General features: G+C 62.0%; 24 protein-coding genes. 16 read left to right on the top strand and 8 right to left on the bottom strand.

The window, feature by feature from the left end:
* Positions 1-15 precede the first annotated feature (15 nt).
* From MESCI2_RS0109125 to MESCI2_RS01000000134520, 3 genes are all read right to left on the bottom strand, one after another.
* Positions 16-342 (bottom strand): hypothetical protein, encoded by a 327-nt coding sequence (locus tag MESCI2_RS0109125; RefSeq protein ID WP_027036316.1) that lies wholly within the window; start codon positions 340-342, stop codon positions 16-18.
* 69 nt (positions 343-411) lie between these two features.
* Complete coding sequence (locus MESCI2_RS0109120; RefSeq protein ID WP_027036315.1) at positions 412-666, bottom strand: DUF982 domain-containing protein; 255 nt, start codon at positions 664-666, stop codon at positions 412-414.
* Positions 667-818: 152 nt separating this feature from the next.
* Entirely contained in the window at positions 819-1,247 is a 429-nt protein-coding gene (locus MESCI2_RS01000000134520) for a GNAT family N-acetyltransferase (RefSeq protein ID WP_032900515.1), read from the bottom strand.
* Positions 1,248-1,441: 194 nt separating this feature from the next.
* Here MESCI2_RS01000000134520 and MESCI2_RS0109110 point away from each other — a divergent pair, with 194 nt between their 5' ends.
* Together MESCI2_RS0109110 and MESCI2_RS0109105 are read left to right on the top strand one after the other, a co-directional pair.
* Positions 1,442-2,185 (top strand): DUF4142 domain-containing protein, encoded by a 744-nt coding sequence (locus MESCI2_RS0109110; RefSeq protein ID WP_027036314.1) that lies wholly within the window; start codon positions 1,442-1,444, stop codon positions 2,183-2,185.
* A 21-nt stretch (positions 2,186-2,206) separates the two neighbouring features.
* Positions 2,207-2,809, top strand: a complete 603-nt coding sequence (locus MESCI2_RS0109105; protein WP_027036313.1) for a general stress protein — start codon at positions 2,207-2,209, stop codon at positions 2,807-2,809.
* Between the two features lie 435 nt (positions 2,810-3,244).
* On the opposite strand, the gene MESCI2_RS0109100 is transcribed toward MESCI2_RS0109105, so the two are convergent.
* The 5 genes from MESCI2_RS0109100 to MESCI2_RS0109080 all read right to left on the bottom strand — a co-directional run bounded on the left by MESCI2_RS0109100 (position 3,245) and on the right by MESCI2_RS0109080 (position 8,731).
* Positions 3,245-4,039, bottom strand: coding sequence for an N-acyl homoserine lactonase family protein (locus MESCI2_RS0109100; protein WP_027036312.1), 795 nt, complete (start codon positions 4,037-4,039; stop codon positions 3,245-3,247).
* 2 nt (positions 4,040-4,041) lie between these two features.
* Entirely contained in the window at positions 4,042-4,965 is a 924-nt protein-coding gene (locus MESCI2_RS01000000134515; RefSeq protein WP_032900514.1) for an NAD(P)-dependent oxidoreductase, read from the bottom strand.
* 72 nt (positions 4,966-5,037) lie between these two features.
* Positions 5,038-6,993, bottom strand: a complete 1,956-nt coding sequence (locus tag MESCI2_RS01000000134510) for a (Fe-S)-binding protein (protein WP_050596514.1) — start codon at positions 6,991-6,993, stop codon at positions 5,038-5,040.
* 1 nt (position 6,994) lies between these two features.
* Entirely contained in the window at positions 6,995-7,963 is a 969-nt protein-coding gene (locus MESCI2_RS0109085; RefSeq protein WP_027036311.1) for an electron transfer flavoprotein subunit alpha/FixB family protein, read from the bottom strand.
* 3 nt (positions 7,964-7,966) lie between these two features.
* A complete protein-coding gene (locus MESCI2_RS0109080; RefSeq protein WP_027036310.1) occupies positions 7,967-8,731 on the bottom strand; it encodes an electron transfer flavoprotein subunit beta/FixA family protein in 765 nt (254 codons plus the stop codon).
* Positions 8,732-9,046: 315 nt separating this feature from the next.
* On the opposite strand from MESCI2_RS0109080, the gene MESCI2_RS01000000134505 reads away from it, so the two are divergent.
* From MESCI2_RS01000000134505 to MESCI2_RS0109010, 14 genes are all read left to right on the top strand, one after another.
* A complete protein-coding gene (locus MESCI2_RS01000000134505; RefSeq protein WP_050596512.1) occupies positions 9,047-10,258 on the top strand; it encodes a substrate-binding domain-containing protein in 1,212 nt (403 codons plus the stop codon).
* Between the two features lie 74 nt (positions 10,259-10,332).
* Positions 10,333-11,874 (top strand): sugar ABC transporter ATP-binding protein, encoded by a 1,542-nt coding sequence (locus tag MESCI2_RS01000000134500; RefSeq protein WP_050596511.1) that lies wholly within the window; start codon positions 10,333-10,335, stop codon positions 11,872-11,874.
* On the top strand, positions 11,871-12,824 hold the full coding sequence (locus MESCI2_RS0109065) for an ABC transporter permease (RefSeq protein WP_027036309.1): 954 nt from the start codon (positions 11,871-11,873) through the stop codon (positions 12,822-12,824). The genes MESCI2_RS01000000134500 and MESCI2_RS0109065 overlap by 4 nt, the downstream gene beginning before the upstream one ends.
* Complete coding sequence (locus MESCI2_RS0109060) at positions 12,824-13,792, top strand: ABC transporter permease (protein WP_050596393.1); 969 nt, start codon at positions 12,824-12,826, stop codon at positions 13,790-13,792. Before MESCI2_RS0109065 ends, MESCI2_RS0109060 begins: the two co-directional genes overlap by 1 nt.
* A gap of 36 nt (positions 13,793-13,828) precedes the next feature.
* A complete protein-coding gene (locus tag MESCI2_RS0109055; RefSeq protein ID WP_050596510.1) occupies positions 13,829-15,502 on the top strand; it encodes a GMC family oxidoreductase in 1,674 nt (557 codons plus the stop codon).
* Position 15,503: 1 nt separating this feature from the next.
* Positions 15,504-15,911, top strand: a complete 408-nt coding sequence (locus MESCI2_RS0109050) for a hypothetical protein (RefSeq protein ID WP_027036306.1) — start codon at positions 15,504-15,506, stop codon at positions 15,909-15,911.
* Positions 15,912-15,940: 29 nt separating this feature from the next.
* Positions 15,941-16,318 (top strand): carboxymuconolactone decarboxylase family protein, encoded by a 378-nt coding sequence (locus tag MESCI2_RS0109045; RefSeq protein ID WP_024502390.1) that lies wholly within the window; start codon positions 15,941-15,943, stop codon positions 16,316-16,318.
* On the top strand, positions 16,315-17,814 hold the full coding sequence (locus MESCI2_RS0109040; protein ID WP_050596509.1) for an aldehyde dehydrogenase: 1,500 nt from the start codon (positions 16,315-16,317) through the stop codon (positions 17,812-17,814). The genes MESCI2_RS0109045 and MESCI2_RS0109040 overlap by 4 nt, the downstream gene beginning before the upstream one ends.
* A gap of 25 nt (positions 17,815-17,839) precedes the next feature.
* Positions 17,840-19,342 (top strand): aldehyde dehydrogenase family protein, encoded by a 1,503-nt coding sequence (locus MESCI2_RS0109035; RefSeq protein ID WP_027036304.1) that lies wholly within the window; start codon positions 17,840-17,842, stop codon positions 19,340-19,342.
* 12 nt (positions 19,343-19,354) lie between these two features.
* The gene (locus MESCI2_RS0109030) at positions 19,355-20,269 is read left to right on the top strand and encodes an SMP-30/gluconolactonase/LRE family protein (RefSeq protein ID WP_027036303.1); all 915 of its coding nucleotides are present in this window, start codon (positions 19,355-19,357) and stop codon (positions 20,267-20,269) included.
* Positions 20,270-20,327: 58 nt separating this feature from the next.
* Positions 20,328-21,257: a LysR family transcriptional regulator gene (locus tag MESCI2_RS01000000134495; protein WP_050596508.1), complete on the top strand. Its 930-nt coding sequence runs from the start codon at positions 20,328-20,330 to the stop codon at positions 21,255-21,257.
* Positions 21,258-21,441: 184 nt separating this feature from the next.
* Positions 21,442-22,422 (top strand): helix-turn-helix domain-containing protein, encoded by a 981-nt coding sequence (locus tag MESCI2_RS0109020; RefSeq protein WP_027036302.1) that lies wholly within the window; start codon positions 21,442-21,444, stop codon positions 22,420-22,422.
* Between the two features lie 103 nt (positions 22,423-22,525).
* Positions 22,526-24,553: a hydantoinase/oxoprolinase family protein gene (locus tag MESCI2_RS0109015; protein WP_027036301.1), complete on the top strand. Its 2,028-nt coding sequence runs from the start codon at positions 22,526-22,528 to the stop codon at positions 24,551-24,553.
* Between the two features lie 3 nt (positions 24,554-24,556).
* Positions 24,557-26,524: a hydantoinase B/oxoprolinase family protein gene (locus tag MESCI2_RS0109010; RefSeq protein ID WP_027036300.1), complete on the top strand. Its 1,968-nt coding sequence runs from the start codon at positions 24,557-24,559 to the stop codon at positions 26,522-26,524.
* Positions 26,525-26,675: the final 151 nt, after the last annotated feature.

The raw sequence follows: 26,675 nt of genomic DNA, 5'->3' as shown, positions 1-26,675 counted from the left end.
TCGTCGGGATCGTTCTCAGCGCAGCATGCTCGCTGCCAGGAAAACCACGGCTGCTACCAAAACGACAGCTGCAATCACCAACACCGGCCAGTTGCCGCCAGGCCGCAGCTCCGGCTCGCCTTCGACAGGGCGCATGGCATCGGCAAAGCTGGCATCGTTTTCGAATTTTGGGCGAGCGCGAGGCTGACTTGTCCCAGCGACAGGATTTTCTGTGTCCGCAGCCTCTGCATCTGTCTCAAGCGGGGCAATGGCGGGGTCGAACCCTGGCGTTTTATCCTGCGTTGCTCCTGCCTGAACTTCGCCTCTGGCTGCGGCAGGCGCGGGACTTGAAACCTTAGCCATGATCTCTCCCCTTCGAACCAATCTCGGCAGAGTCGCACTTGCAGGCACCGGTGAGGCGACCCACCACGGTCAGACTTGCTCGCTCAGCAGAATCCTGGCGTCCTTGGCCGCAACGATGAACGCCTGTCGTGCGGCCCTTGTCGGCTTTTCGCCTCGCATGACGGCAAGGCACGCTCTGATCGCGGCAAGACGCCTCTCGGATGTCGGCTTTGGCCAGTCCCGCAGCAGCACTTCGGCTGCGTCCGACACCGAAACCACAACCCTGTCGCGGTCTATCCGGCCAGGTTGAATGATAATCGGCTTTCTGAAATGTCCAGTACGCACATGCCTCTCCAGCGGGATGCACTCTATTCGACACGTCGCTGCAAGACTGCGCGTCGCGACGCGTTTAACTCCGCACTCGTCGATTTGTTCCAGAGCACCTGGCGTTTGAAACAACTAGCCGATGGCCATCCGTGCGCGCCCTGTCCCAAGACTTACAGCAGATCTTTCCGAAGGAAGATTCGGGCATGTCCAGGGATCCCGAATTCGACTTTGCCGAATTCCTCGAACCCATGCTGCATGTAGAATAGCGGCGCCTGGAAACTGCTCGTCTCCACGACGGCCTTCTTGCAGCCCCGGCGGATGGCTTCTTCCTCGATCGTCGTGAGAAGTTGGGAGCCAAAGGATTGGCCACGCATCTGCTCAGGCAGGAAAAACATGTCGAGAAACAGGAGCCCGAGTTCCGTTCTGCCCCAAAGCCCGCCCCAGATCTTTCCTGACTGGTCGCGAAGCTCCGCTCCGATATCAGCTCGGTCGGCGATCCCGGTCTGTGCGATGTTGTATTGATAGAGCGCTGCGGCGGCCTGCGCTCTGGCATCATGAGTTCCACTCCTGGCTGGGTAGGGCGCGAGATTAACCGACAAGGGCGCTGGTTCATGGTTCCAGCGTTCCTGTCACTTCTCCACATTTTACGTCGATGTGGCAGATCTCGCGCGAGATAATCCGGCAGCATCATGCACGGATCGCGGTGCTGCCGGACCTGCGGGCATGTCGTCTGGGTATCGGAACAAAGCGCATCTTGGCTTGTTAGGGCGCACCCTAGGCAAGGACAAAGCCGATGAAAACACGACACCTTTCAGTATTGCTCGCCGCTGCTTCCATTCTTCTCGCCGTGCCTGCTTTTGCTGCCGACAGCGCCCAGGAATTCGTCGACAAGGCTGCCATCGGCGGCAAGTTCGAAGTCGACTCGAGCCAGATTGCCTTGGGCAAGATTCAGGACCAGAGCATCAAGGGCTTCGCCCAGATGATGATCCGCGATCACGGCGCGGCCAATGCCAAGCTGGCAACGGTGGCCGGCGAACAGAAATTGAAAGTGCCGCCGGCGCTTGATGCCCAGCACCAGGGCGATCTCGACAAGCTCAAGAATGCGCAGGCGCCGATCGATCCAGCCTATGTCGACATGCAGCGCAAGGCGCACGCCGACGCCGTCAAGCTGTTTGAAACCTATGCCAGCGGCGGTGACAACGCGGCGCTCAAGACATTCGTCCAGCAAACGGTCGATACGCTGAAGACGCACCAGCGGATGATCGAAAAGATCGCAGCCGGGCAGGACGCCAACACGGGAGCGACAACACCGGCGGTGAAGACCGACAATACCCCCAATGCCGCCGCTCTCGTCCCTGGCGCAAACAGCTTCACCGAAGCCCAGGCCAAGAGCCGCATCGAGGGTGCGGGCTATACCAACGTGTCGAAGCTTACCAAGGACGACCAGGGCATCTGGCGGGGCGATGCAACCAAGGCAGGCGAGAGCCTCGCCGTCGGCCTGGACTATCAGGGCAACGTCGTTGCCGCCAGCAAGTGAGCACGGATCAGGAGAAATCAGATGAAAACGGTAACTGGATTGTTCGACAACTATGACGACGCGGCCGACGCGGTCCGCGAACTGGAAGCCACGGGCGTCCCGCATGCGAACATCAGCATCGTCGCCAATAATTCGGACGACTGGTACGATGCCGACCGTTCGGAGGCTGCCGAGGATGCGGGGGCTGGCGCGGGGATTGGAGCCGTGATCGGCGGTGCCGGCGGATTGCTGACAGGGCTGGGGATCATGGCCATCCCGGGCATCGGACCTGTGGTCGCGGCGGGGTGGCTCGCCGCCACCGCGACCGGCGCCGTTGCCGGGGCGGTGGCCGGCGGTGCGGTCGGAGGCATTGTTGGCGGTCTGACGGAGTCCGGCGTGCCCGAGAACGATGCGCACGTGTATGCGGAGGGCGTACGTCGCGGCGGCACGTTGGTCACGGCCAAGGTGGACGATGAACTCATTGCAAACGCCGAGGAAATTCTGGGGCAATCCAGATCGGTCGACCTTGCCGAACGCCGCGGGGCTTACGAGGCTGGCGGCTGGACCGGCTTCGATGCCAATGCCGGCGAATATATCCCTGACGAGATCGATCGCGACAGCGCTCGGGCGATCAATCGGCCTTGAACGAGGAGGTGTGGTCGCACTTACCGAACGACGAGGTTTCACGAAGTGTTACGGTTGGGAACATACCCGCAATTTTCCTAGCCTCTCGAGACGGTTGGCCGGCTTCAAGACGCAGGAAGTCAACTGCCCCTTCGAGGCGGTGGCGGGACTAGGCGAAACGAGATAAGACGGCTTCCGATCCTGACCCACGGAAACCTGGTCAAATCAATGGTTCCTGCGCCTCCAGACGTGGCCTGGCAGCTTGGCGTGACGGGCCATCGGCATACTGCCCGCTCAAAGGACCGTTACGGCCAATGAGGCTCGTGAGCGTGCATTTTTTGCTTTAAGATATTGAATGTAAAGTAATTCTCCGCGAAGAGCTCTCGTAGCGCGGCGGCCCGCTAGCAAGGCCTCCTTTTCAAGTCGCCAGATCGCACATCCCTCAAAGCCACAGGCTCAGGGCAAAGGATGGGCAAGACTTACGATGTCCTCGACGTCCTGGCGGGTGCGCGCGAAGCGCTTGAGAACCAGCGGGTCATGACCTGGCACTATGTGAGCCGGGGAACTGGCGAGTTGTTGCATTCGCTCCACGCCGAAGATGACATCGCTTAGCCGGTCGAAGACGGGAAACGGCGTCTGGCGTTCCATATTGGCGTAAAAATGGGCTGCATCGGACGCGATCACGACCGCGCCGTTGTCGGTTTCCACCCGCACCACCTGCAATCCGCGCGAGTGGCCGCCAACCCTGTGGAGCGTGATGCCTGGCGCGATCTGCGACTCCGGGTCGTGGAAGCAAACTTTTCCGGCAAAGACGCGCCGCACCATGGTGGTGACGTCTTCGGCCTCGAAGGGATGGCGCATGGCATGGTGGCACATGCAGCGGCCGGTTGCGAACTCCATCTCCGCATCCTGCAGGTGGAAGGTCGCGTTCGGAAACAGATGATGGTTCCCGCAATGGTCGTAATGCATGTGGGAGATGATGACGTCGCTGACATCCACATGGTTGATGCCGATTGCCGCCAAGCCGTCGTCGACGGGCCTGACGACACTGCGTCCGCGTTTGTCGCCGGTCGGCTTGTCGAAGCCGGTGTCGACGATGAAAGTGCGCTTCTGCCCGACGATCGCCCAGACGAAGTAGTCCAGCGGCATGGGAACGTCATGCGTATCGCCGCCGAGGAAATTCTCGCCCGAGCGGCGCTCGAAATGACCGTAGCGAACGGCATGGATTTCATAGCGTTCGGATTGACCCATGATCAGCTCGCTTTGGCGACATCTGGGGTCTGGGCTGAGCCGACCTCCACATGCGCCCATGTCTCAACCGTCTTGACCATACAGGTGAAATCGGAGTCCGGCCCGTAGAGCTGGTTCGTTACGCTCAGCAACTGGCGCACGGCACTGCCCACCACCATCGGCACGCCCATTGCCTCCGCCTCATCCACGCACAGCCGGACATCCTTGAAGGACAGGCCTGTGGCGAAACCGAAATCGAAGGTGCGCGGCAGGACGGATTTTGGGAACTTGTCCTCGGTGGCGCTATTGCGGCCGCTCGAGGCATTAATGACGTCGATCATCACCTTGGGATCGAGGCCTGCCTTGACGCCCATTACGACCGCTTCGGAAGAGATCGCAAGTGCTGCCGCCGCAAGCAGGTTGTTGGCAAGCTTCATGGTCTGGGCGGAGCCCTGAACCTCGCCCATGAAGAATATCCGGCCGAAATTCTCGATCACCGGCCTTGCCGTTTCGAACGCAGCCTTCGGCCCCGAGACCATGACGGCGAGCGTGCCGTTGCGCGCGCCCTTCAATCCTCCGCTGACCGGCGCGTCGATCATGGCGACGTTCCTTGCTGAAAGGCCTTCGGCAACCTTGGCGGCCATTCGCGGACCCGTCGTCGAGATGTCGACGAAGATGCGAACCGCCTTGCCTTCGGCGATGCCGCCTTCGCCGAGCACGACCTTTTCCAGGATCTGCGGGCTGGGCAGGCTGGCAAAGACGATCTCAGCAATATCAGCAACATCGCGCGCACCGGCGGCGGCTTTCGCGCCAGCATTGGTCAACTCCATAACGGCTTTGCTGTCGACGTCGTAGACAGTCACTTCGTATCCGGCCTTGATGAGACGGGTCGCCATCGGCGTGCCCATTTTTCCGATGCCAACAAAGCCGATTTTCAGGGTCGACATGATCGCTCTCTCCTCTTTCAGGGCCGATGCCCATACATGGTGTTTGGTTTCGATCTCCTGGATCGCATTCCGTCAGGTCGTTTCCACCGTGGGTATTTCGAGCGCCTGGCTTGTAAGCGGCACGAGAAGTTCCGCTATGTCCACGGCCTTCAATCTGTCGGCGACGCCGAGCGCATCGATCGCGGCGGTGTACATCACCTTGTCCTTTGGGCAGGCGACGACGAAGTATGCGACGTCGCCCAGGCTCAGCGCTTCACGGATACGATTCTCGCTCGGCCGCTCGGTCACGCCGTCGTCGCCTTGCCAGATGCGGCCGCCGCCGGCGCCGCAACAAAAGGAGTTCTCGCGGCAGCGCGGCATGTCATGAAGCGTGTAGCCGGCGGCGCGGATCAGCTCGCGCGGCGCATCGAAGCCGCCATTGTAGCGGCCAAGATAGCAGGGATCGTGATAGGTGACCCTGGCGCCGTCGGCGACATGCAGGTCGAGTTTTCCCGCCGCGATGAGTTCCGCCAGCAGCGCCGTATAGTGCAGCACCTCGAACGTCGCGCCGAAATGCTGGTAGTCGTTCTTCAGCGCATTCAGGCTATGCGGATCGGTGGTCATGATCCGGTTGAAGCTGCACGCCTTGATCTCATCGATGTTGGACTGCGCGAGCGTTTCGAACAGACCTTCCTCGCCGGCACGCCGCACATCATTGCCGCTGTTGCGCTCGGCATCGAAGAGAATGCCGAAGTCGACACCGGCTGCGGTCAGCAGTTCGGCAACCTTGCGGGTGATTTCCTGAACGCGTGGATCGTAGGAGGCGTAGTCCCCGACGAACCACAGCACGTCGACGGGTTCCTCGCGCGCGTCCTTGACCGGAAAGCCGAGCTCCCTGGTCCAGCGGGCCCGCATCTTGGAAGGCTTGCCCATGGAATTGCCGAGACGGGTCAGGTTCGATAACGCCTCCTGCAGACCGGGGCTGACACGGCCTTCGTCGACCAGATGACGGCGCATGTCGATGATCTTGGGTAGATGCTCGATCTCGACCGGGCATGCCTCCATGCAGGCACGGCAGGTGGTGCAAGCCCACAGCGTCTCCTCGGAAATCACGCCGCCGACCAGCGGGGCCGCCGAAGGTCCCGCGGCAAGCGCGTCGCGCATGTCGGTGATCAGCAACTTCGGGCTGAGCGGCAGACCGGCCGCATAGGCTGGACAGACCGCCTGGCAACGGCCGCATTCGGTGCAGGACAGAAGGTCGAGCTGCTGTTTCCAGTCGAACTGTCCAAGGCTGTCGATGCCCGGAGCCTCGCGCGCTTCCGGGACCGCGGGCGCCAGGCCGCGCGGTTCGAGGCTGCGGAAGTAGATGTTGGGCGCGGCAAGAAACATGTGCCGGTGTTTCGAACCGGGGATATAGACAAGGAACGCCAGAATGGCGCCGACGTGAGCCCAGTAGAACAGCTCTTCGCCCTGATGTGCCGGTATGCCGGCACGATCGAGCAATCCAGCCAGCGCCGATGCGACCGGCCGCCACGAGCCGTCTGCGCCACCGGCTATGCGTGCCGCCGCCTCAAGCAACAGGGACGCCACGATCAGGACGATCAACACATAGATGATTGCCGCATCACTGCCGCTCGAGCCGTCGAAGCGGGCAGGCCGCAGCACGTAACGCTGATAGAGTGCAAGTCCGACGCCGACCAGCATCAGCACCGAAAAGATATCCTGCAGGGCGGCAATCCAGGTTTCGCCACCGATGGGCGCAAGTGAGAAGCCGGGAAACAGCCGCGAGCCGAAGGCATCGATCGTGGCGGTGAACAGCACGAAGAACGAAATGAAGATGATAGCGTGAAGCACGCCGGAAAGCGGCTTGCGGAGCATTTTCCGATGCATGCCGATGGCGACCATCACGCCCTGGAGACGCAGCATCGGGCGGTCGAAGCGAGCCGCTGCCGGTGCATTGGCAAGAGCAAACGCGTAACGGCGCGAGCGCCAGGCCGTCAACGCGAGTGCTGTGATGACCAGGATCCAGAGTGGCAGGGTCGATGCCATCTCAACGGCCAGAGCCGGCCCGCAGCCTGTCGCTCAGATTGGCGACGAGATCGAACAGGTCACAGGTCGCACCGTAATGCGCGACATTGAAGATAGGGGCCTTCGGATCAGTGTTGACGGCAATAATGAGGTCGGCCTGCGACATGCCCTCGAGATGTTCGGGCGCACCGGACACGCCGAGCGCCAGATAGAGCTTCGGCTTCACCTTCTGGCCGGATTTGCCCACCTGGCGCAGCTTCGGCAGCCAGCCATTGTCGACGACAGGACGGCTGCCGGCGATCTCCGCCCCCAGCATCGTCGCCAGATTGCGCGCAAGGTCGATGCTTGCCTCGTCGCCGATGCCGCGGCCCACGCACACGATCCTCTCGGCTGTCGTCAGATCGACGTCGGCATAATCCGGCACGTCGATGGCCACCATTCTTACCTTGCCGCTGGCGAGCGTGGGTTCGGCATCGATCGTCTGCACGCTCGCGGCGGCGATCGGGCCTGGCGCTGCCTCCGCGAAGGCCCCTGGGTTGATCATCAAAATGGCGGGCAGTTGCACTTCGCAGTCGGCGAGTACCTTGCCGCCATACATCTGCGCGACAATCGTCAGGCTTTCACCGTGCCGCTTGATTTCATTGACATAGGAGATGAGCGGCCAGCCGGTTCGCGCCGCGATGTCGGCTGCCACGTCCAGCCCGTTTGCCGAATAGGGAACCAGGACCAGGCCGGGGCTCTCGGCGGTGACGACATCGCGCAGAAGCACCGCATAGGTCTCGGCGGGAATGACATCTAATTTTGTCGCGCGGGCCACGATCAGGCGATCGGCGGCACCGAAGGAAGCGGACGCGCCTTCCGCGTCACGACCGGCGAAAAAGGCGACAACCTCGTCGCCGGCCTGGGCGATCGAACGCGCCGCGGCGATCATTTCGAGGGAGAAGGCTTCGATCTTGCTGGAGTGGCCTTCGGTACAGGCAATCAATTTCATGGCTCAGTTCCTCGCCAGGCCCTTGGCTGCCAGGATGCTGACCAGCCGATCCGCGACTGTCTCGGCATCGCCGCCGAGATTCTCGCCGGAGCCGCCCTGGACTGGCAGGCGCAATGTGATGATCTCGGCGGAACGCTCGAAGCCTGACGATTCGGGCGCGGCGCGGCCAATGGGCGTCTTGGATGCTTCGCGAAGCTTGCTGCCGGAGACATAGCGTGGCGCCTTCGACGCTGTCTGAACGCCCAGCACCGCCGGCGTGGCCAACTCATAGGTGACGGCGACACCGGCGCCGCGCTCTTGCGTGACCCGAAGCACGGCGCCGTTCGCAACGATACGGTTGGTTCCCGACACATGCGGCCAGTCGAGCAGCGCGCCGACATAGGGCGCGAGCTGGCCGAAGACATCCTCGCTCGATTGAACGCCGCACAGAACCAGGTCGGCCGACTTTGCCCGCGCCATCGCCGCGATGGAAGCCGCGATCTCACGTGAGGAGATCATGGCGTCCTCCTCGGCCTGAAGCGCCACGACTTCGTCGGCGCCGCGTGCGGCAGCCATCTGCAGGACACGGTTGGTGCCTTCGCCAACGGCCACCGCCGTTACCTTCGCGCCGCCGGCTTCCTTGAGCAGGATTGCTTCCTCCAGCGCATGATCGTCGAAATCGTTGAGCTGAAAATCCAGCCATTCCCGATCGATGCTGCGGCCGTCCTCGGCGAGCTGCAGCTCGCCCGCGGAATCCGGGATCATGCGCAAGACAACAAGAATATTCACGGCCTCTCCTCCGACGGAACGCACCTCAAGCGCCCGGCACCGGCTGCTAGATAAGTCGTATTCCTTGCCGCCCCCAATGGCGAAAAAGGTAATAGCAGCTATTACAAGACGGCAGATTGACGATCGTGGGTAAACGACTGCTAATTTGCGTCAAATCGCTTTCAGTCGAATTTTTCTGAATTGGAGGTTGTCAGGAAAATAGTCGTGCGATTTGCCCGGGATAAAAACATCTATTGTTTGTTTATACTGTCTCGTGTGCGCGAATATCTGAGGAGAATTTTAGGCGCTCTGTCGAGCGTTCAGGAGGAGGAACCAATGTCAATAAAGAGCATACTAGACCACAAGATCTCGCGTAAGAGCTTCATCCGCGGCATGCCGGCCGTGGCGGCAGCCATGGCCGCCGCACCGGCCATCCAGCTCGCCCAGACCAGCGCAGCCGTCGCTTCAGAGCCGGAAACGAGGCCCGGCTACTATGGCGCGCCGCGCACCTGGATGTGGAACCCTAATGCCAACACCATGGTCGACACCTCAAAATGGAAGAAGGCGGGTCCGTATACGATCGGGTTCTCCAATGCTTCGATTTCCAATGCTTGGCGCGTCGCCTTCCAGCATGGCGTCCTCTGGTCCGCCGGCCAGCATCGCGACGAGATCGCCCATCTTCTCGTCACCGACGCCAACGACGACCCCTCCAAGCAGATCGCGGATATCCAGGATCTGATCAGCCAGGGCGTCGACATTTTGCTCATTGCGGCCTCGACCGAGGACGCGCTCGATTCCGTCGTCGGACGCGCAACCGAACAAGGCATCCCTGTTGTCATGGTCGATCGCAAGGTGAAGACGCCGGCCAACTACATCACCTACGTCACGGCATCCGACTGGGCACTGGGCCGTCTCGAGGCGCAGTGGTTGTGCGAGACACTGGGCGGCAAGGGCAACATCGTGATGCTGCCCGGCATCGCCGGGTCGAGCGTCGCGGAAATCCGCATCAAGGCGAACGAGGAAGTGTTCTCGAAATTTCCCGACATCAAGGTGCTGGAGAAGCAGTATTGCGACTGGAACCCGGCAACCGGCAAGTCGGTGATGGCAGCGCTGATCCAGAAGCACGGCAAGGCCATCGACGGCGTCCTGGCCGACAGTGCGCTTCAGGGCTACGGCGCGATCGAAGCGTTTCTTGACGCCGGCTACAAGGACGGCGAATTTCCACCGATGACCGGCGGCGACGTTGCCCGGATGTATCAGCTGGCCAACCAGCACAACATCAAGATGGTCGGCATCGATTATCCGACGTCGATGGGCATCACCGGCATCGAGACCGCGCTCGACGTGCTCAAGGGCATCTCGGTCCCGGACAAGGTCGAGGTGAGCTTCCAGGTCGTCACGTCGCCGGGTGCGGATACGATCTCGGTCAAGGGCGACAGGCATCTGCTCGACCATGTCAGCATGAGCGATCCGGGTGATCTGTCGCCAAGCAACGGGCTGCCCGCCGGCTATAATCCGAGCACATTCAATCCCGACTATCCGAAGTAAGCTTCCCAGGCGACCCGGTGTGCGCCCATCCTGGGCGTGCACCGGACGTGCATTGAACAGTTCGAGCACCGGATATGTCAGCGTCTGTTATTGAGCTCAGCCAGATCGAGAAGGACTATCCTGGAGTCAAACCCCTGGACAAGGTCGATTTCGCCGTGCAGCCAGGCGAAATTCACGCCCTTCTCGGCGAAAATGGCGCAGGCAAGTCGACGCTGATCCGCGTTATGGGCGGCGTGACCAAACCGAATTCCGGGACCATGACCTATCTAGGCAAGCCGGTTTCCTGGCAGTCGCCGAAGGAAGCACGCGCTGCCGGCATCCACGTGATCCATCAAGAGCTTGCGCTTTTTCCCGAACTTTCGGTCGCCGAGAACATTTTGGTCGATACACAGCCCCGCGGCAGGTTTGGTCTCATTTCGAACCGCGCCCGCCACGTCCGCGCCGCTGAAATCCTCGCGCAACTCGGCGTGGATATTCCAACCCACGCCAGGATTGACGAATTGCCGCTTGCCGATCAGCAAATGGTCGAGATCGCGAAAGCCCTGGTCGGCAGGGTACGGCTTCTCATCCTGGACGAACCGACGGCGGTCATCGCTGGCCGCGAGGTCGATCTTTTGTTCGAGAACATGCGCAGGCTGCGCAACGAAGGCGTCGGCATCGTCTACGTCTCCCACAGGCTTGAGGAGATATTCGAAATCGCCGACATGGTGACCATACTCAAGGACGGCCAGCTCGTCGGCACCAGCCCGGTAAGCGCGCTCACGCGTGAAGAGATGATCACTCGAATGGTTGGTCGCCGGCTCAGCCAGATCTATCCGCCGCGGCGTACGGCACCGGCGGGCGGCCCGGATGTGCTCACAGTTCGCAATCTCAAGGCCGGTCCGCGCGTCCGCGACGTCAGCCTCAACGTCAAGGTTGGCGAAATCGTCGGCGTGGCCGGCATGGTCGGTTCGGGGCGCACGGAGGTTGCCGAGGCTATCTTCGGCACGCGCGCCGTCGAGAGCGGGGTGATCGAATTTGATGGCAAGCCATTCGAGACAATGCTTCCGAAGGGTTCGATAGGGCGTGGGCTCGGTTTTCTAACCGAGAGCCGCAAGGACGACGGCCTGTTTCTCGGTCTGCCGATTTCCGCAAACATCGTGGCGCCCGACCTCGACAGCATAACGAAACATGGCCTGATCGACAGGAAGCAGGAACGTGCTGTGGCGATGCAGCAGATCCAGGATTTTTCGGTCGCGACGCCGTCGCCTGACGTAAAGATCGGCAATCTCTCTGGGGGAAACCAGCAGAAGGTGCTGTTCAGCCGCTGGTCGCGGATCGCCAGCAGGCTGCTTATCCTCGACGAACCGACGCGCGGGGTTGATATCGGGGCCAAGGTGGAGATTTACCGTATCGTGCGCCGGCTGGCGGATTCTGGCGTCGGTGTGCTGATGATCAGTTCAGAGCTGCCCGAAATCGTCGGTCTCTCCGACAGGGTCTTCGTCATGGCGCAAGGCCACGTCGTCGGCGAAATCAAAGGCGATGCACTCGGCGAGGAGGCGATCATGGATCTCGCCGTGCGATCTGTCGGGCACCGCGAGGCGGAAACGGATCAGCGAGCGGAGCCGGTCGGATGAGCGCGATCACGGTGGATCTTCGCCGCAACCGGCTGTTGCTTTCCTATCTGATCGTGGCAGTGCTGCTGGTACTGCTTGCCGTCGCCGGCGGCTTGTTGTCCGATCGGTTCCTGACCTGGCGCAACATCGGCAATCTGTTCCAGCAGCTCATCGTGCTGGGCATGGTCAGCCTGGGTCAGACGTTCGTCGTGCTGATGGGCGGCATCGATCTGGCGATCGGCTCGCTGGTCGGTGCGATCACCGTCTTTCTGGCAAACTTCCTCGAATGGCGTCCGGATCTGGTCTGGCTTGCACTCCCGCTGGCATTGCTCGCCGCGACCGCTGTCGGCGCGCTCAACGGATTGCTGACGGTCGTGTTGCGCGTCCATCCCCTGATCGTCACGCTCGGCATGTCCTCGATCATCTTCGGCGCAACGCTGATGTACCGCAAGGAGCCCGGCGGCTCCGTACCGCGCGCCTTCGCGGATATTGCCTATGCAAAGGTCGGCGGTATTCCGCTCAGTGCAATCGTGCTCGTGGTGATTTTCGCGCTCGCCGGACTTTGGCTGCAGCGCACGCGTACGGGCCGCAGCATCTACTTCGTCGGCGGCGATCGGGAAGCGGCGCGGCTGAACGGGTTGCCGGTCGATCGTATCGTGGTGCTTGCCTACGCGCTGTCGGGCCTGTGCGCCGGCATAGCGGCGATTTTCCTGACCGCCCGCACCGGCGTTGGCGACCCGCGCATCGGCGCCGCGCTGACGCTGCAGTCGGTCATGCCAGTCGTGGTCGGAGGCACTATTCTGGCCGGCGGCAGAGGCGGCGTGCTCGGTACTTTCCTCGGCGTGCTGCTCGTCACCATGCTCAACAGCCTGCTGAACTTCGTCAATGTCTCGTCCTACTACCAGTGGGTCATCCAGGGTCTCATCATCATCATCGCGGTCGGCATCCACACCACAAGGCGGAGATATTGATGGCGCCTCTTGATACCCCGATGCCGCGATCGCAAGGCATGTCCATGGCGTCAGTCTTCGAGCGCTACGGACTGATGATCTTCCTGGCCGTGCTGATGATCGTTGCGGCTCTCGCTTCACCGACCTTTCTGCGGCCGGCCAACCTGGTCAATGTGCTGACGATCGCGGCACCGCTTGGCATGGTCGTCGTCGGCCAGACCTTTGTCATCCTGGTGCGCGGATTGGACCTGTCCGTGGCCTCGCTGATGGCGACAGTGGCCGTGCTGGCGACTGCTTTCAAAGCCACGACCAATGAGGCGATTCCGATGATCTTCATCGCCGCGATCGCCCTGTCGGCCGCGGTGGGTCTGGTGAATGGCTGGCTCGTCGCCAAGCGCAATGTCAGCCCGTTTCTGGCAACGCTGGCGATGATGATCATCCTGCAGGGCATCCGTTTCGCCTATACTGGCGGGGCGCCGATCAGCACCTTGCCGCCGGGCATGGGCTTTCTGGCCTCCGGACGGATTTTTGGCGTTCCCGTCAATCTGATCACCCTGGCATTTCTGGCGATCGCGTTCGGCATCGTGCTGCACCGGTCACGCCTCGGCCGTGAGATATTCATGGTCGGAAGCAATCCGAAGGCGGCGTTCCTCAACGGCGTCGCGCCCGATCGCGTGGTCATCCTCTGCTACGTCATCTGCTCGGTCTGCGCGGGAATAGGCGGACTGTTCCTGCTCGGCTATGTCGGCACCGTTTCGAACTGGGTCGGCCAAGGCTACGAACTGGACTCCATCGTTGCCGCCGTGATGGGCGGGGTCGCGCTTACCGGTGGGCGCGGCAACATCTTTGCGGCGCTGCTTGGCGTGGCCGTTCTGGTGGTGATCAACAATCTCGTGCTGCTGCTCGGATTTCCGATCGAGATGCAGCTCATCATCAAGGGTGTCATCATCATCGGCGCGGCGGCGTTTTACCGGACGCGGCTCGCCTGACCAGATGCTGCCGTTGGACCCCAAGGGAGGAAGAGAATGACCGTTGAAGTTCTGGCGGATCGCGGTGCACGGGCAAGGCGCGACGAGGAAGTGGATGTCGTGATCGTCGGGGCCGGCCCATCCGGCTCGGTCGCCGCACTTCATCTGGCGCGCGCCGGCATTTCCGTCGTCGTGCTCGAGCAGGGCGAATGGCCGGACTATGCCGATTATACCGGCGCGCGTCCGGAACACGAGCTTGTCAGCACCAAGCTCTGGCATCCCAATCCCAACGTCCGCGACAATCCCAACGACTATCCCGTCGACACGTCGACGACGGATATCAACCCGCTGATGTTTGCCGGCGTCGGTGGCAGCGCGACCCTCTACGGCGCGCAGTGGATGCATTTCCTGCCGTCCGACTTCCGCGTGCGGTCGATGGATGGCGTGGCCGAGGACTGGCCGTTTACCTATGAAGACCTGCTGCCTTACCAGCTCGAGATCGAACGCGAGGTGGGCGTCTCCGGTCTCGCTGGCGATCCGGCCTATCCGCCGCGTGGGGCCTATCCCTTTCCGGCGCTGCCGATGGGCTCCGTTGGTCAGCGCGGTGCGCTGGGTATGGAGAAGATGGGCTGGCACTGGTGGCCGGGTAGCAATGCCATCCCGTCGGAGAAGTTCGGCGAACTCAATCCGTGCGTACGCCGTGGAACCTGTCTGACCGGCTGTCCGGAGGGCGCGAAATCCACGACCGACCGGTCGCATTGGCCGCTGGCACTGAAGGCCGGCGCGCGGCTCGTCACCCGTGCCCGCGTGAAAGAAATCGAGACGAATGAGCAGGGGCTGGCGACCGGTGTCGTCTATGTCGACGCGAACGGGCGCGACCGGCGCCAACGCGCCAAGGTGGTCATCGTGTGCGCCAATGGCGTCGGCACGCCCCGGCTGCTGCTGATGTCGGGAGGGTCCAGAACTCCAGACGGTCTCGCCAACTCCTCCGGCCTGGTCGGCAAGCGGCTGATGATGCATCCCTTCGCAAGCGTACTCGCATCCTATGAGGACCCGCTCGATTCCTGGCGCGGTCCCTTCGGCCAGCAGGTCTATTCGCTGGAGTTCTACGAGACCGACGAAAGTCGCGGCTTTGTACGCGGATCGAAATGGAATTGCATGCCGTCGGGCGGACCGGTCGGCGTGTCCGGCGCGACGGGGTCCAAGGTCTATGTCGCCGAAAGCGGCCGGTTCCAGGATTTCTGGGGGGCCAACCTGCATGAAAATGTGGCCCGCCGCTTCGGCCACTCGCTGATCTGGGGCATCGTCGGCGAAGATCTTCCGGAGGAGAGCAACCAGGTGGTGCTGTCGAAGGATCTGGTGGATTCCGATGGCCTGCCGGCGCCGCAGATCGTCTACAAGGTCAACGAGAATTCCAACCGGCTGCTCAAGTTCAACATTGACCGCTGCCTGGAATCGGTGCGCGCCGCCGGTGCCATCGAGACGCTGGTTTCGACGCCGGTGCGTGAATCGGGCTGGCATCTCATCGGCACCACCGTCATGGGCGACGATCCAAAGCGTTCGGTCGTCGATCAATGGGGCGCCTGCCACGACGTGCCAAATCTCTACGTTATGGATGCCTCGACCTTCCCGACCTCGGGTGCCACCAATCCGACAGCGACCATCATGGCCGTCGCGCTGCGCAATACACGCCGCATGATCGGCGAGCGCCGCAACCAGAAGGTGGCCTGACATGTCGAACGAGAACGCCTTCCTTGCGCTGGCAGACTTCCTGATCCCCGCGCATGGCAAGATGCCGAAGTTCAGCGACGTCTGCGGCTACGCCGATGTCGAGAAGTCGTTGGATTTTCGTGTTGATCTGAAGCCGGGCTTTGCGCGCGGCATCGCGGTCGATCCGGGCACCGGCGCTGAAGCTCGCCTGGAAAGCCTCAACAAGGAGGACGGCGAAGCCTTCTCGGCGATCACAACGATTGCCATAGCCACCTACTATATGAGCCCGCGCGTGCGCGAGCTGATCGGCTACCCCGGCCAGGAGAACGTCCCCTACGATTCCAAGGCGACGCAGATCTACCTGACCAACGGCTCGCTCGGCCACGTGATCGCGCGCGGCCGCAAGTACCGGCCGACTCCCGGCCTTTGATCTCCCAAGCAACTGGAAAGGACCATCCAATGGGCAAGGACGTATTCGACAAGGGTTTTGAAATCCGCAAATCGGTTCTGGGCGCCGAGTTCGTCGAGAAATCCTTCGCCAGCGCCGACGATTTCAATCGTCCGATGCAGGAACTCGTGACGGAATATTGCTGGGGCGCCGTCTGGGGCCGCGACACGCTCGACAAGAAGACGCGCAGCATGCTGAACCTCGCCATGCTTTCCGCGCTCAATCGTCCGCACGAGCTGAAGATGCATGTGAAGGGCGCGCTGACCAACGGCGTGACCAAGGACGAGATCCGCGAAGTCCTTCTGCAGGTCGCGATCTATGCCGGCGTACCGGCCGGCGTCGATGCCTTCCGGCTCGCGCGCGAAGCCATGCAGGAAGTCGGAGCATGACGACCCGTCCGCCGCTCGCCACGGAAAAGCTCTCGATGCTGATCGGCGGCCGCCCGGCCGCCGCGCAGTCGGGGGATTTTTTCGAATCCTTCGATCCCTTCACAGGCAAGGCCTGGGCGCTCGTTCCGCGCGCTGGGGTAGCCGATGTCGATGCGGCCGTTCAGGCGGCCGCGGCCGCCTTCCGCGGCGAGTGGCGCACGATGACCCCAAGCGCACGTGGGCAGATCATGACGCGCTTTGCCGATCTCGTGGCGGAGGAGGCCGAAAACCTGGCCGTTCTCGAATCCCGCGACAACGGCAAGCTGATCAATGAAATGCGGATGCAGTGCAAATACATTCCGCAATGGTTCCGCTTCTTTGGCGGCCTTGCCGACAAGATCGAGGGCCGTGTCATCCCGATCGACAAGCCCGGCGTGTTCAACTACACGCGCCGCGAGCCGCTCGGGGTTGTGGCCGCAATCACACCGTGGAACTCGCCCCTGATGCTGGCGACGTGGAAGCTTGCTCCAGCGCTCGCGGCCGGCAACACGATCGTCTGGAAACCGTCGGAATTCTCGTCGGTCTCGGCCTTGTTCTTCGGCCGGCTTTTCGAGAAAGCGGGCTTTCCCAAGGGCGTCGTCAACATCGTCACCGGCTTCGGCCATGAAATCGGTGACCGCCTCGTCACGCATCCAGATGTAGCGAAAGTGGCATTCACCGGTGGTGATGCAACCGGCCGCCGCGTCTATCAGGCTGCCGCCGGCGGGCTCAAGAAGGTCACGCTCGAGCTCGGCGGCAAATCCGCCAACATCGTCTTCGCTGACGCCAAGATGGAAGCCGCCATCCCCGGTCTCGTTTCCGGCATCTTCGCCGCAACCGGCCAGACCTGTATCGCCGGCTCGCGCGCACTCGTGCAGCGCTCGGTCTACGACCAGGTGACGGAGAAGCTGGTCGCCTTCGCCAGGACCGCGAAGATCGGAGATCCGCTCGACCCCGAGACCCAGGTCGGTCCGATCACCACCCTGCCGCAGCGCGCCAAAGTGCTCGACTACATCAGTATCGCCAACGGTGAGGGCGCTGCGCAATTGCTCGGCGGCAAGATACCCGAGGACACATCGATCGCCGACGGCTGGTTCGTGGAGCCGACGATCTTCGGCAACGTGAAGTCGTCCATGCGCATCGCCCAGGAAGAGGTCTTCGGGCCGGTGCTGTCGATCATTCCCTTCGATGACGAGGACGAGGCGGTGGCCATCGCCAACGACACCATCTACGGGCTTGCGGCCGGGATGTGGACGCAGAATCTGGGGCGCGCCATGCGCCTGCCGGAACGGCTCGAGGCTGGCATGGTCTGGGTCAACATGTATCGCGCCACCAGTCCTCTCTCCCCGTTCGGCGGCTACAAGCAGTCGGGCATTGGCCGCGAGAACGGCCAGACCGCCATCTACGAATATCTTCAGGAAAAAAGCATCTGGATCGATGCCGGGAATTCCATTCCCGCGCCGTTCGTCCAGCGCTGATCGAAGAGACCGTTCGGAGGAAATCATGAACATACATCTCGATGCCGTGCCACCACTCGATCCCAAGGTGGCGGCGTTCGTCGGTGGCAAGCATGCGATGCTGATCGGCAGCGCATGGCTGCCGGCGGCCTCCGGACAGTCGCTCGACGTCATCGACCCCTCGAATGGCCGGGTTATCGCGCAGGTGCCGGCCGGTGATGGCGCCGATGTCGATCTGGCGGTCAAGGCCGCCCGGACGGCGATCGACGGTCCATGGTCGAAAATGGTGCCGGCCGAGCGCGCCAGGCTGATCTGGAAACTCGCCGATCTGATTGATGCCAATGTCGGTATGCTGGCAACGCTCAATTCCTATGAAAGCGGCAAGCCGATCGGCGATTCCCGTAACGGCGAGGTGCCGTTCACGGCCGAGACGTTCCGCTACTATGCGGGGTGGGCCACCAAGATCAATGGCGAGACGATGACCGTCAACGCACCGGGTGACTGGCATGCCTACACCCGCCGCGAGCCGGTCGGCGTCGTCGGCCAGATCATCCCATGGAACTTCCCGCTCAGCATGCTCGCCTGGAAGGTGGCGCCGGCGCTGGCGGCCGGCTGCACCATCGTGCTCAAGCCGGCCGAGCAGACGCCGCTCGGGGCGCTCTATTTCGGCAGACTGGTTCAGGACGCCGGCTTTCCGGAAGGCGTGGTCAACATCCTGACCGGCTTTGGCGAAACGGTTGGCGCGGCGATGGCGGCCCATCCCGATATCGACAAGGTGGCTTTCACCGGTTCGACCGAAGTCGGCCGGTTGATCGCCCGCGCCGCGACCGGCAATCTCAAGAAGGTCAGCCTGGAACTGGGCGGCAAGGCGCCAACCATCGTGCTGGGCGATGCCGATATCGATATGGCGGTGGGGGGCGCCTCGAGCGCGGCATTTTTCAATGCCGGCCAGAGCTGCGGCGCTGGAACGCGTTTCTTCGTTCACAAGAAGATCTACGACAAGGTCATGTCCGGGATCGCGGCGCGTGCCGAAAAGCTGAAGCTCGGCGCAGGGCTCGATCCTGCGACCGAGCTCGGCCCCGTCGTCTCTCAGCAGCAGATGGAACGCATCACCCGACTGATCTCGGAAGGCAGGAGTGACGGCGCCGAGATCGTCACCGGCGGCACACGGGCCGGTGACACCGGCTATTTCGTCAAGCCGACGGTCATTTCCCGGACGCGGCCGGACATGTCGGTGATCCGCGAAGAGATATTCGGGCCGGTGGCCTGCGCGATGCCCTTCGACGACGAGGATTTGGACAAACTCGCCAAGGACGCCAACGACACGGAATATGGCCTTGCCGCATCGATTTGGACCAACAATCTGGGCGCCGCGCATCGGCTGGCCGCGAAGATCAAATCCGGCACGGTCTGGGTGAACTGCCACAACTTCAATGACGTCACCATGCCGTTCGGCGGTTTCAAGCAGTCGGGCTGGGGGCGCGAACTTGGCGAGCAGGCGCTCCAGCTCTACACCGAGACCAAGACCGTCGCGATCCGGCTGCCATAGGCGAGGCGGTCGATGTCCTGCTACGAAATAATCGACGCGCGGTTTGGGGACCTGATCGATCCGGTCGCATTCCTCGAAACCATCCATACGGGAAATCGCTGGGCGGAGGGGCCGGTCTATTTCGCCGATCTTCGCTCCCTGATCTGGAGCGATATCCCCAACGACAGGATGCTGCGCTGGGACGAGGAGACAGGGGCGGTTTCGCTTTTCCGTGGCCATGTCTCCAACCCGAACGGCAATACACGCGACCGCAACGGCAGGCTGGTCACCTGCATGCAGGGGGAGCGCCGCGTTGTGCGCACCGAATGGGATGGTGCGATCACCGTGCTGGCTGATTCCTTCGATGGCAAGCCGTTGAATTCGCCGAACGATGTGGTCGTCAAATCCGACGGCAGCATCTGGTTCACCGACCCCAACTACGGGATCATTTCAGACTATGTCGGGCGCAAGGGTCTGCAGGAGCAACCGGGCTGCCGCGTCTACAGGATCGATCCCGGCTCGGGAGCAATCACCGTCGTTGCCGATGATTTCTCCATGCCGAACGGGCTCGCCTTCTCGCTTGACGAGAAGCGTCTTTATATTTCAGACTCCGGCTTCCTCACCGACCGCAGCGCCCCGCATCATGTCAGGCAATTTGACGTTGACGGTGACAGATTGGTAAATTCCCGCATCTTCGCCGATATATCGCCTGGCATTCCGGATGGTTTTCGCCTTGATGTTATGGGCAATCTCTGGATCAGCGCATGGGATGGCGTACAGTGCCATACGCCCGAAGGTGAGCTCATCGGGAAAATTCAGGTGCCGGAAATGGTTGCGAACCTGGCCTTTGGTGGGCCGCGCAACAATCGGCTGTTCATCACGGCGACAACGTCTGTCTATGCCGTGTTCTTGAATGTCCGAGGCCAGAAGTACCCGTTCGGCATGTGACACGGACGCCACCGGGTCAGCCTGGAGGCTCTGCAGCAGCGGACGGTTGGGGTGAGAGTTGGACACGAAGCAGCTACAGGTATTCATCGCCGTCGGTGCGGCCGGCAGCTTCTCGAAGGCCGCGCTCGACCTCAACGTTACCCAGCCGATGGTCACGCGTCATGTTCGCGGACTTGAGGAGGAGCTCGGCGTCGAATTGTTCTATCGCAACGGCCGCGGTGTTGTGCTGACCGAGGCGGGCGTGCTCTTGAAGGCCCACGCCGACGAGATCGTCGAGCGGATGCGGCTGGCGCAGAATGCGGTCTCAAACCTCAAATCCTCGCCGAAGGGGAGACTGGTGCTGGCCGTGCCGCCTTCGGTCGGCACCGTGCTGACGGTGCCGCTGGTCAAGAAGATCAAGAACGAGTTTCCCAATGTCGCGCTGCAAGTGATCGAAGGCTTCAGCGGCCATATCCTGGACTGGCTGATTGCTGGTCGCATCGATGCCGCAGTGCTCTACAATTCGCCGAACCATCCTTCCGTGCTGACCGAACCGCTGGCCGATGACGAGCTGTTTCTGATCGGACCGGTGTTGTCCGAGCGCGTGCTGCCGCGCGGGCCGGTCGTCCTCAACATTTTCGCCGAGCTGCCGATGATCCTGCCCAGCCGCCCACACGGGCTGCGGCGACTTATCGACAACACCTTGGCGGAGCATGGCATCTATCCGCGTGTCGAGATGGAACTGGAGGCAATGCCTTCAACCTTGCTTCTGGTCGAGGAGGGTACTGGCTATACGGTTCTGCCCTATGCCTCCGTGCATCTCCTTGTCGAGGCTGGCCGCATCCAGGTCTGGCCATTCGACCCGCCGATTACCCGACAGCTGATCCTCGCGACCTCCTCGCAGCGACCGATGTCCTCGAACTTTCGCCCACTCTTTCGGGCGGTGCGCACGGAACTGCGGGACATCATTTCCACCCACATCTGGAAGCCGACAACTTATCCTGAATGAGTGTGCGAAAAGACTGCATGGCTCCAAGTCGGCTGGCGGTTTGCACGCCCAAGGCTGGTCGCGAGCTCAGGTCTGGGCTAGCCGACCACATAAGTTTATTCGTTTTTGACCAATACGCGCAGGCAGATTCCTGTAATCTTCAGAAAAACACCGGGCTAACCGGGCCAACCAGAAAGGTCGGGGAATGAAATACGTCGTCGATACGATCGGCGGTCCCGCAGGCGGTGATGCCTGGCAAGCCGCTGTTACCGAAGCCTATTTTCCGCTCGACACCGAGTATCGCAACCGCCGCGAATTTTCCGGCACGCTGGAAACCTTCTCGCTTGGGCTCGTCAGCGTGTCTAAAATGCGCTGCGATGCCGTGAGCTATCGCCGCCATCGCCGCCACTTCCTCAACGAGCGTGACGCCAGCCTGCTCATCACCATCCCGGAGATGTCGGAGGTGAATTTCTCGCAAGGGTCGAGAACCGTCAATTGCAGTCCAGGGGGCTTCCTCGTCGAGAGGGGAGATGCGCCTTACGAATTCTGGCACGGCAAGCCAAACGCGCTGTGGGTCCTGAAGGTGCCGTCATCGAGCGTTCGCGCGCGGATCGGGTCTGCCGAACGGCTCAGTGCACTCAGTTTCGACGCGACCCAAGGCGTCGCCGCGCTCTTCCTCGACACGGTGCGAACCACGATCGGCCATGTCGATGAGATCACTGAAGTCGCTCGCGAGATGATGGGCAGGCACATCCTGGAAATGCTGTGCCTGTCGATCGTCAGCGACGATCGCGTGCTGGACAGCAGCATCTCGTCGATCCGGGCCGGCCATTTGCATCGTGCCGAGCAGTATATTCGCGACAACCTGAAGAATTCCGGCCTGGGCCCGCAGGCGGTGGCCGATGCCTGCGGCATCTCGCTCCGTTACCTGCAGGTTCTTTTTCAGGACAGCAACCAGTCGATCAACGGCTTCATCCGCGACGCCCGGCTTGAACTTTGCGCCGAGGAACTGATGTCGGTGACCAACATCAGCAGCGTTGCCGAGATTGCTTACCGCTGGGGCTTTGCCGACCAGTCTCAATTCTGCAAGCACTACCGGACGCGGTTCGGTTGCGCACCGACCGATACCCGTCGCGAAGCAGCGAACCGGGCAGGCCGCGCTTCGACCTCAAGAGAGCGGCACTAGACCCGGCGAAATCCGGGCCAATTCCATAATCTATTGCGACGCCGCCCCGGCAAGGGCGGCGAAAGCCGGGCCTTGCCCGCGAATATCCCGCGAAGGAACTGTCATGAGCAGAATCAGAGTTGCCGTCGATGTCGGAGGGACTTTCACCGACATCTGCATCATGGACGAAGATAGCGGCGCGATCCGCATCGAGAAGACCGCCTCCACGCCTGACGATCCTATGCAGGCGATCATGAATGGCGTGGAGCAGGGCCGCATCGATCTTTCGGAGGTGACGCTGTTCTCTCATGGTACGACGGTCGCCACCAATGCGCTGATCACCCGCCGCCTGCCACGCACCGCAATGGTCTGCACCGAGGGTTTCCGTGATGTTGTCGAGATCCGCCGCGCCAACAAGGAAGACCTCTGGGACACCTACAAGGATGTCGCCAAGCCCTATATCCCGCGCCGCGACCGGCTGACAGTCCGGGAACGGGTCAGTGCCGAGGGCACGATCCTGGAAGCACTGGACGAAGAGGCCGCTCATCGCGTCGCGGAAATTCTCGTCAAACGGCAGGTCAAGTCCATCGCCGTCTGCTTCATGAACTCCTATGTCAACGGCGCCAATGAGCGCCGCATGCGTGAGATCCTGAAGGAGGCCATGCCGGATCTGCCGGTCTCGATCTCCTCGGAGGTGATGCCGGAAATCTTCGAGCACGAGCGTTTTTCCACCACCATGGCCAACGCCGTCTGCGCCCCGGTCGTCGTCGATTACGTGTCGCGTCTTGGAGAAAAGCTCGCGGCCGCCGGATACAAACGAGACCTCCTGTTGCTGCACAGCGGTGGCGGGGTCATGACGCCCGCGAGCGTCAAGGATTTCTCGGCTCGGCTCGCGGGATCCGGCATCGCCGCCGGTGCGATCGCAAGCCGCTTCATCGGAAATCTCTGTGGCTTCCCGAACTCGATCGGCTTCGACATGGGCGGCACCAGCACCGACGTCTCGCTGGCATGGAACGGCGAGTCGCGCATCACAAAAGACTGGTACATCGAATTCGGATATCCGATCCGCTTCCCCTCCATCGAGGTGCTGACCATAGGTGCTGGCGGCGGGTCGTTGGCATGGCAGGACGAGGGCGGCAGCTTGCGCAACGGACCGCAGTCCGCCGGCGCCTTTCCAGGTCCGGCCTGCTACAAGAACGGCAACCGCATTGCCACCAATACCGATGCCAATGTCGTGCTCGGCCGTCTCGGCACCAGCCTTGCGGGCGGCAAGATCACGCTCGACCCCGCTCTGGCCACCCGAGCGGTTCAGGAGACGGTGGCGGAACCCTTCGGCATGGAACTCCACCAGGCGGCCGAGGCGATCATCGCCGTCGCCAACGCCAATATGGGCAATGCCGTCCGGCTTCTCTCCATCAGCCGAGGCTATGACCCGCGCGACTTTGCACTGGTCGCATTCGGCGGTGCTGGCGCTTTGCACGGGGCGGCCGTGGCCAAGGAGCTGTCGATTCCAACCGTGATCGTACCGCCCAATCCCGGCGTCACCTCCGCGCTCGGTTGCCTTCTCGTCGACGTGCAGCATGATTTCTCCGAAAGCTTCATGGCCGATGCTTCGACTGTCTCGCCCGCCGAGATGCAGACGGCCTTTGTTCTGATGGAAGAACAGGCCGTTGAGCGTCTGACCCACGAGGGCGTGGCGCACGAAGACATGGCGCTGCAGCGTACGGTCGAGATGATGTACCAGGGCCAGTGGCGCTCGCTTGCGGTGTCAGCCCCGGCGCGGATCGAGAGCATCTGCTCGCTGATCGAGGCATTCCACAACGAGCACGAACGCGAGTTCAACTACCGCCGCGAAGAGGCGCCGGTGTCGATCTTCCGCATCGCGGTCAAGGCGATCGGCATCGTCCCGAAAGCCGAGATACCGCGGCATGAAGTCTTGCCTCATGTGCCCGAGCCCCTCGGCCGCCGCGGCGTCTGGTTCGACGGCGTATCTCATGACGCGGCTGTCTATGAACGCGACCAACTCAGCGCCGGCGCTGCCTTCACAGGGCCTGCCATTGTCGAACAATTCGATTCCACCACCGTGGTTCCGCCGGGGATGAGCGCGACCGTCGACGGCTTCCTGAACATTCTCATCGTGACGAAAGGCTGAGACATGACAAAGCTGATTGAAACGAGCCCTGGCCTCGATCCGGTAACGTTCGAGGTGCTGAAGAACTCCTTCATCACCACCGTCGACCAGATGGCCGAACAGATGCTTCGCACCTGCTATTCCTTCGTCATCTACAACCGAGACTTTTCGAACGCCCTACACGACGCCGATGGCAACTCCGTCGCCCAGGGCAACTACGACATCGCGGTCCATGTCGGCACGCTTCACAACACATGCAAGGAGGTGATCCGGGTCTTCGAAGGCGATATGGCACCCGGCGACGTCTACGCAATCAACGATCCCTATGCCGGGGGTACGCATTTCAGCGATGTTCGGCTCGTCCGGCCGATCTTCGACGAAGACAAACTGATCGGCTTCTCACAGTCGAACGGCCACTGGTCGGATCTCGGCGGTTCGGTGCCGGGTTCCTTCGATGTCACCGCCCGCGATATGTTCCGCGAAGGCCTGCGGATCACGCCGCTGCGCCTTTTCCAGCGCGGCCGCTTCTGCTCCGACGTCGCCAACATGATCGCGGCCAACACGCGCGATCCGGCATCGATCATCGGCGACATCCATTCCCAGGCGCAGGCGACGCTGGCTGCCGAGCGCGAACTGTTGCGGCTGGTCAAGAAGTACGGCCGCGGTCAAGTCATGCGCGGTATGGAGGAGGTCCAGGACTACGTCGAACGTGCCGTGCGAAAGCGTCTCGCGGACCTGCCCGACGGCACCTGGGAGACGGTCGACTACATCGACCGGGATCTCGGTGCCGGCGAAGGCATGATCCCGATCCGCATCAAGATGACGATCAAGGGCGACACGATCCATTACGATTTTACGGGAAGCCATTCGACCATTGCCTCAATGTACAATTCCGCCCCGGGCGCAACCTTCTCGGCCGTGGTCGCCGGCATGAAGACCTTCTTTCCGGACCTTCCGCTCAACAGCGGGTTTTACCGGATGATCGAGGTGACCGCGCCAAAGAACAGCATCGTCAGCGCGGAATGGCCGGTGGCGGTAACCGGGTTCCTGATGCCGTTCGAAAAGATCATGAACGCGATCTTCGAGATGTGGTCGAAGATCATGCCCGAACGCGCTATCGCCTGCGCCTTCAACCTCGAATATCTGCTGGCCGGGGGACGGGACGCGCGCAAACCCGAAAAGCCGATCTTCATGTTCTACGAATGGCTGCCTGGCGGTTGGGGCGGGCGCAACGGCAAGGATGGTGCCGATGTCACCACCGCCTGCTTCGGAACCGGGCTGATGTCACAGCCGAACGAAGGCAACGAGCGGGTGAATCCGACTCGGACGGTCGAGTTCCAGATCAAGCAGGATTCAGCCGGACCCGGCAAATGGCGGGGCGGCGTCGGCGTGCAGAAGACCTCGTTGCTGCTTGAGGCTGAAAATGCCGTCATGTCCTATATTTGCGACCGTGAGCGCGCTGTCGTCTGGGGCGTCGAAGGGGGGCTGCCGTCGATGCCCCACGGCTTGACCATGAAGCGCGCCGGAGAAGAGACCGAGATCTGGCTCGGCTCCGTGTTCTCCGATTACTCCGTCCACACAGGCGACCAGTTCGCTCGTCCGACGGCCGGCGGCGGCGGTTTCGGCGATCCATTGGAGCGCGAGCCCCGCAAGGTGATGGAGGACGTGATCGACGACTACGTTTCTCTGGAGCGCGCCAGGACTGACTACGGGGTGGTCATCCGCGAAATCGACCGCGACCTGTGCCAGTACGAAATCGACGGGACGGCAACCGAAGCCTGCCGAGCCGACATTCGGGCGGAACGGAAGGGCTGGGCACGCATGGATCCCGAGGAGGTCGCGCGCAAATACCGCTCCGGCGAGATCGATACGCTCGATGCGGTTCGGCACTATGCCGTGATCCTCGACTGGGAGACTGGCGAACTACTTCCCAAAACCACCGCCCAGTTCCGGGAGAGTTTTGAGAAACGGACCGTTGCCCACTGGGTCTGAGCGCTAGCGAGCGCGCCGCAATCTTGCGGGTGCTCGCGGGGATGCCCGAGTTATCTGTTTTTTTGATACCATATTCAAAGAATTACTATTTCACAGGAACCTAAAGCTGGAGCAACAATGTCGCAGCGCCGCGAAAGTTGGCTGCTTCCGA

Origin of the sequence: Mesorhizobium ciceri WSM4083, from assembly GCF_000519305.1 — a bacterium.
GTDB classification, from domain to species: Bacteria; Pseudomonadota; Alphaproteobacteria; order Rhizobiales; family Rhizobiaceae; genus Mesorhizobium; species Mesorhizobium ciceri_B.
The sequence above is the reverse complement of the archived record's forward strand: the minus strand, read 5'-3'. Positions and strand labels throughout refer to the sequence as shown.

Coding starts and splice junctions, on each gene's coding strand:
- MESCI2_RS0109125 (WP_027036316.1), bottom strand. CDS start 342: ATGGCTAAGGTTTCAAGTCCCGCGCCTGCCGCAGCCAGAGGCGAAGTT.
- MESCI2_RS0109110 (WP_027036314.1), top strand. CDS start 1,442: ATGAAAACACGACACCTTTCAGTATTGCTCGCCGCTGCTTCCATTCTT.
- MESCI2_RS0109105 (WP_027036313.1), top strand. CDS start 2,207: ATGAAAACGGTAACTGGATTGTTCGACAACTATGACGACGCGGCCGAC.
- MESCI2_RS0109100 (WP_027036312.1), bottom strand. CDS start 4,039: ATGGGTCAATCCGAACGCTATGAAATCCATGCCGTTCGCTACGGTCAT.
- MESCI2_RS01000000134515 (WP_032900514.1), bottom strand. CDS start 4,965: ATGTCGACCCTGAAAATCGGCTTTGTTGGCATCGGAAAAATGGGCACG.
- MESCI2_RS01000000134510 (WP_050596514.1), bottom strand. CDS start 6,993: ATGGCATCGACCCTGCCACTCTGGATCCTGGTCATCACAGCACTCGCG.
- MESCI2_RS0109085 (WP_027036311.1), bottom strand. CDS start 7,963: ATGAAATTGATTGCCTGTACCGAAGGCCACTCCAGCAAGATCGAAGCC.
- MESCI2_RS01000000134505 (WP_050596512.1), top strand. CDS start 9,047: ATGTCAATAAAGAGCATACTAGACCACAAGATCTCGCGTAAGAGCTTC.
- MESCI2_RS01000000134500 (WP_050596511.1), top strand. CDS start 10,333: ATGTCAGCGTCTGTTATTGAGCTCAGCCAGATCGAGAAGGACTATCCT.
- MESCI2_RS0109065 (WP_027036309.1), top strand. CDS start 11,871: ATGAGCGCGATCACGGTGGATCTTCGCCGCAACCGGCTGTTGCTTTCC.
- MESCI2_RS0109060 (WP_050596393.1), top strand. CDS start 12,824: ATGGCGCCTCTTGATACCCCGATGCCGCGATCGCAAGGCATGTCCATG.
- MESCI2_RS0109055 (WP_050596510.1), top strand. CDS start 13,829: ATGACCGTTGAAGTTCTGGCGGATCGCGGTGCACGGGCAAGGCGCGAC.
- MESCI2_RS0109050 (WP_027036306.1), top strand. CDS start 15,504: ATGTCGAACGAGAACGCCTTCCTTGCGCTGGCAGACTTCCTGATCCCC.
- MESCI2_RS0109045 (WP_024502390.1), top strand. CDS start 15,941: ATGGGCAAGGACGTATTCGACAAGGGTTTTGAAATCCGCAAATCGGTT.
- MESCI2_RS0109040 (WP_050596509.1), top strand. CDS start 16,315: ATGACGACCCGTCCGCCGCTCGCCACGGAAAAGCTCTCGATGCTGATC.
- MESCI2_RS0109035 (WP_027036304.1), top strand. CDS start 17,840: ATGAACATACATCTCGATGCCGTGCCACCACTCGATCCCAAGGTGGCG.
- MESCI2_RS0109030 (WP_027036303.1), top strand. CDS start 19,355: ATGTCCTGCTACGAAATAATCGACGCGCGGTTTGGGGACCTGATCGAT.
- MESCI2_RS0109020 (WP_027036302.1), top strand. CDS start 21,442: ATGAAATACGTCGTCGATACGATCGGCGGTCCCGCAGGCGGTGATGCC.
- MESCI2_RS0109015 (WP_027036301.1), top strand. CDS start 22,526: ATGAGCAGAATCAGAGTTGCCGTCGATGTCGGAGGGACTTTCACCGAC.
- MESCI2_RS0109010 (WP_027036300.1), top strand. CDS start 24,557: ATGACAAAGCTGATTGAAACGAGCCCTGGCCTCGATCCGGTAACGTTC.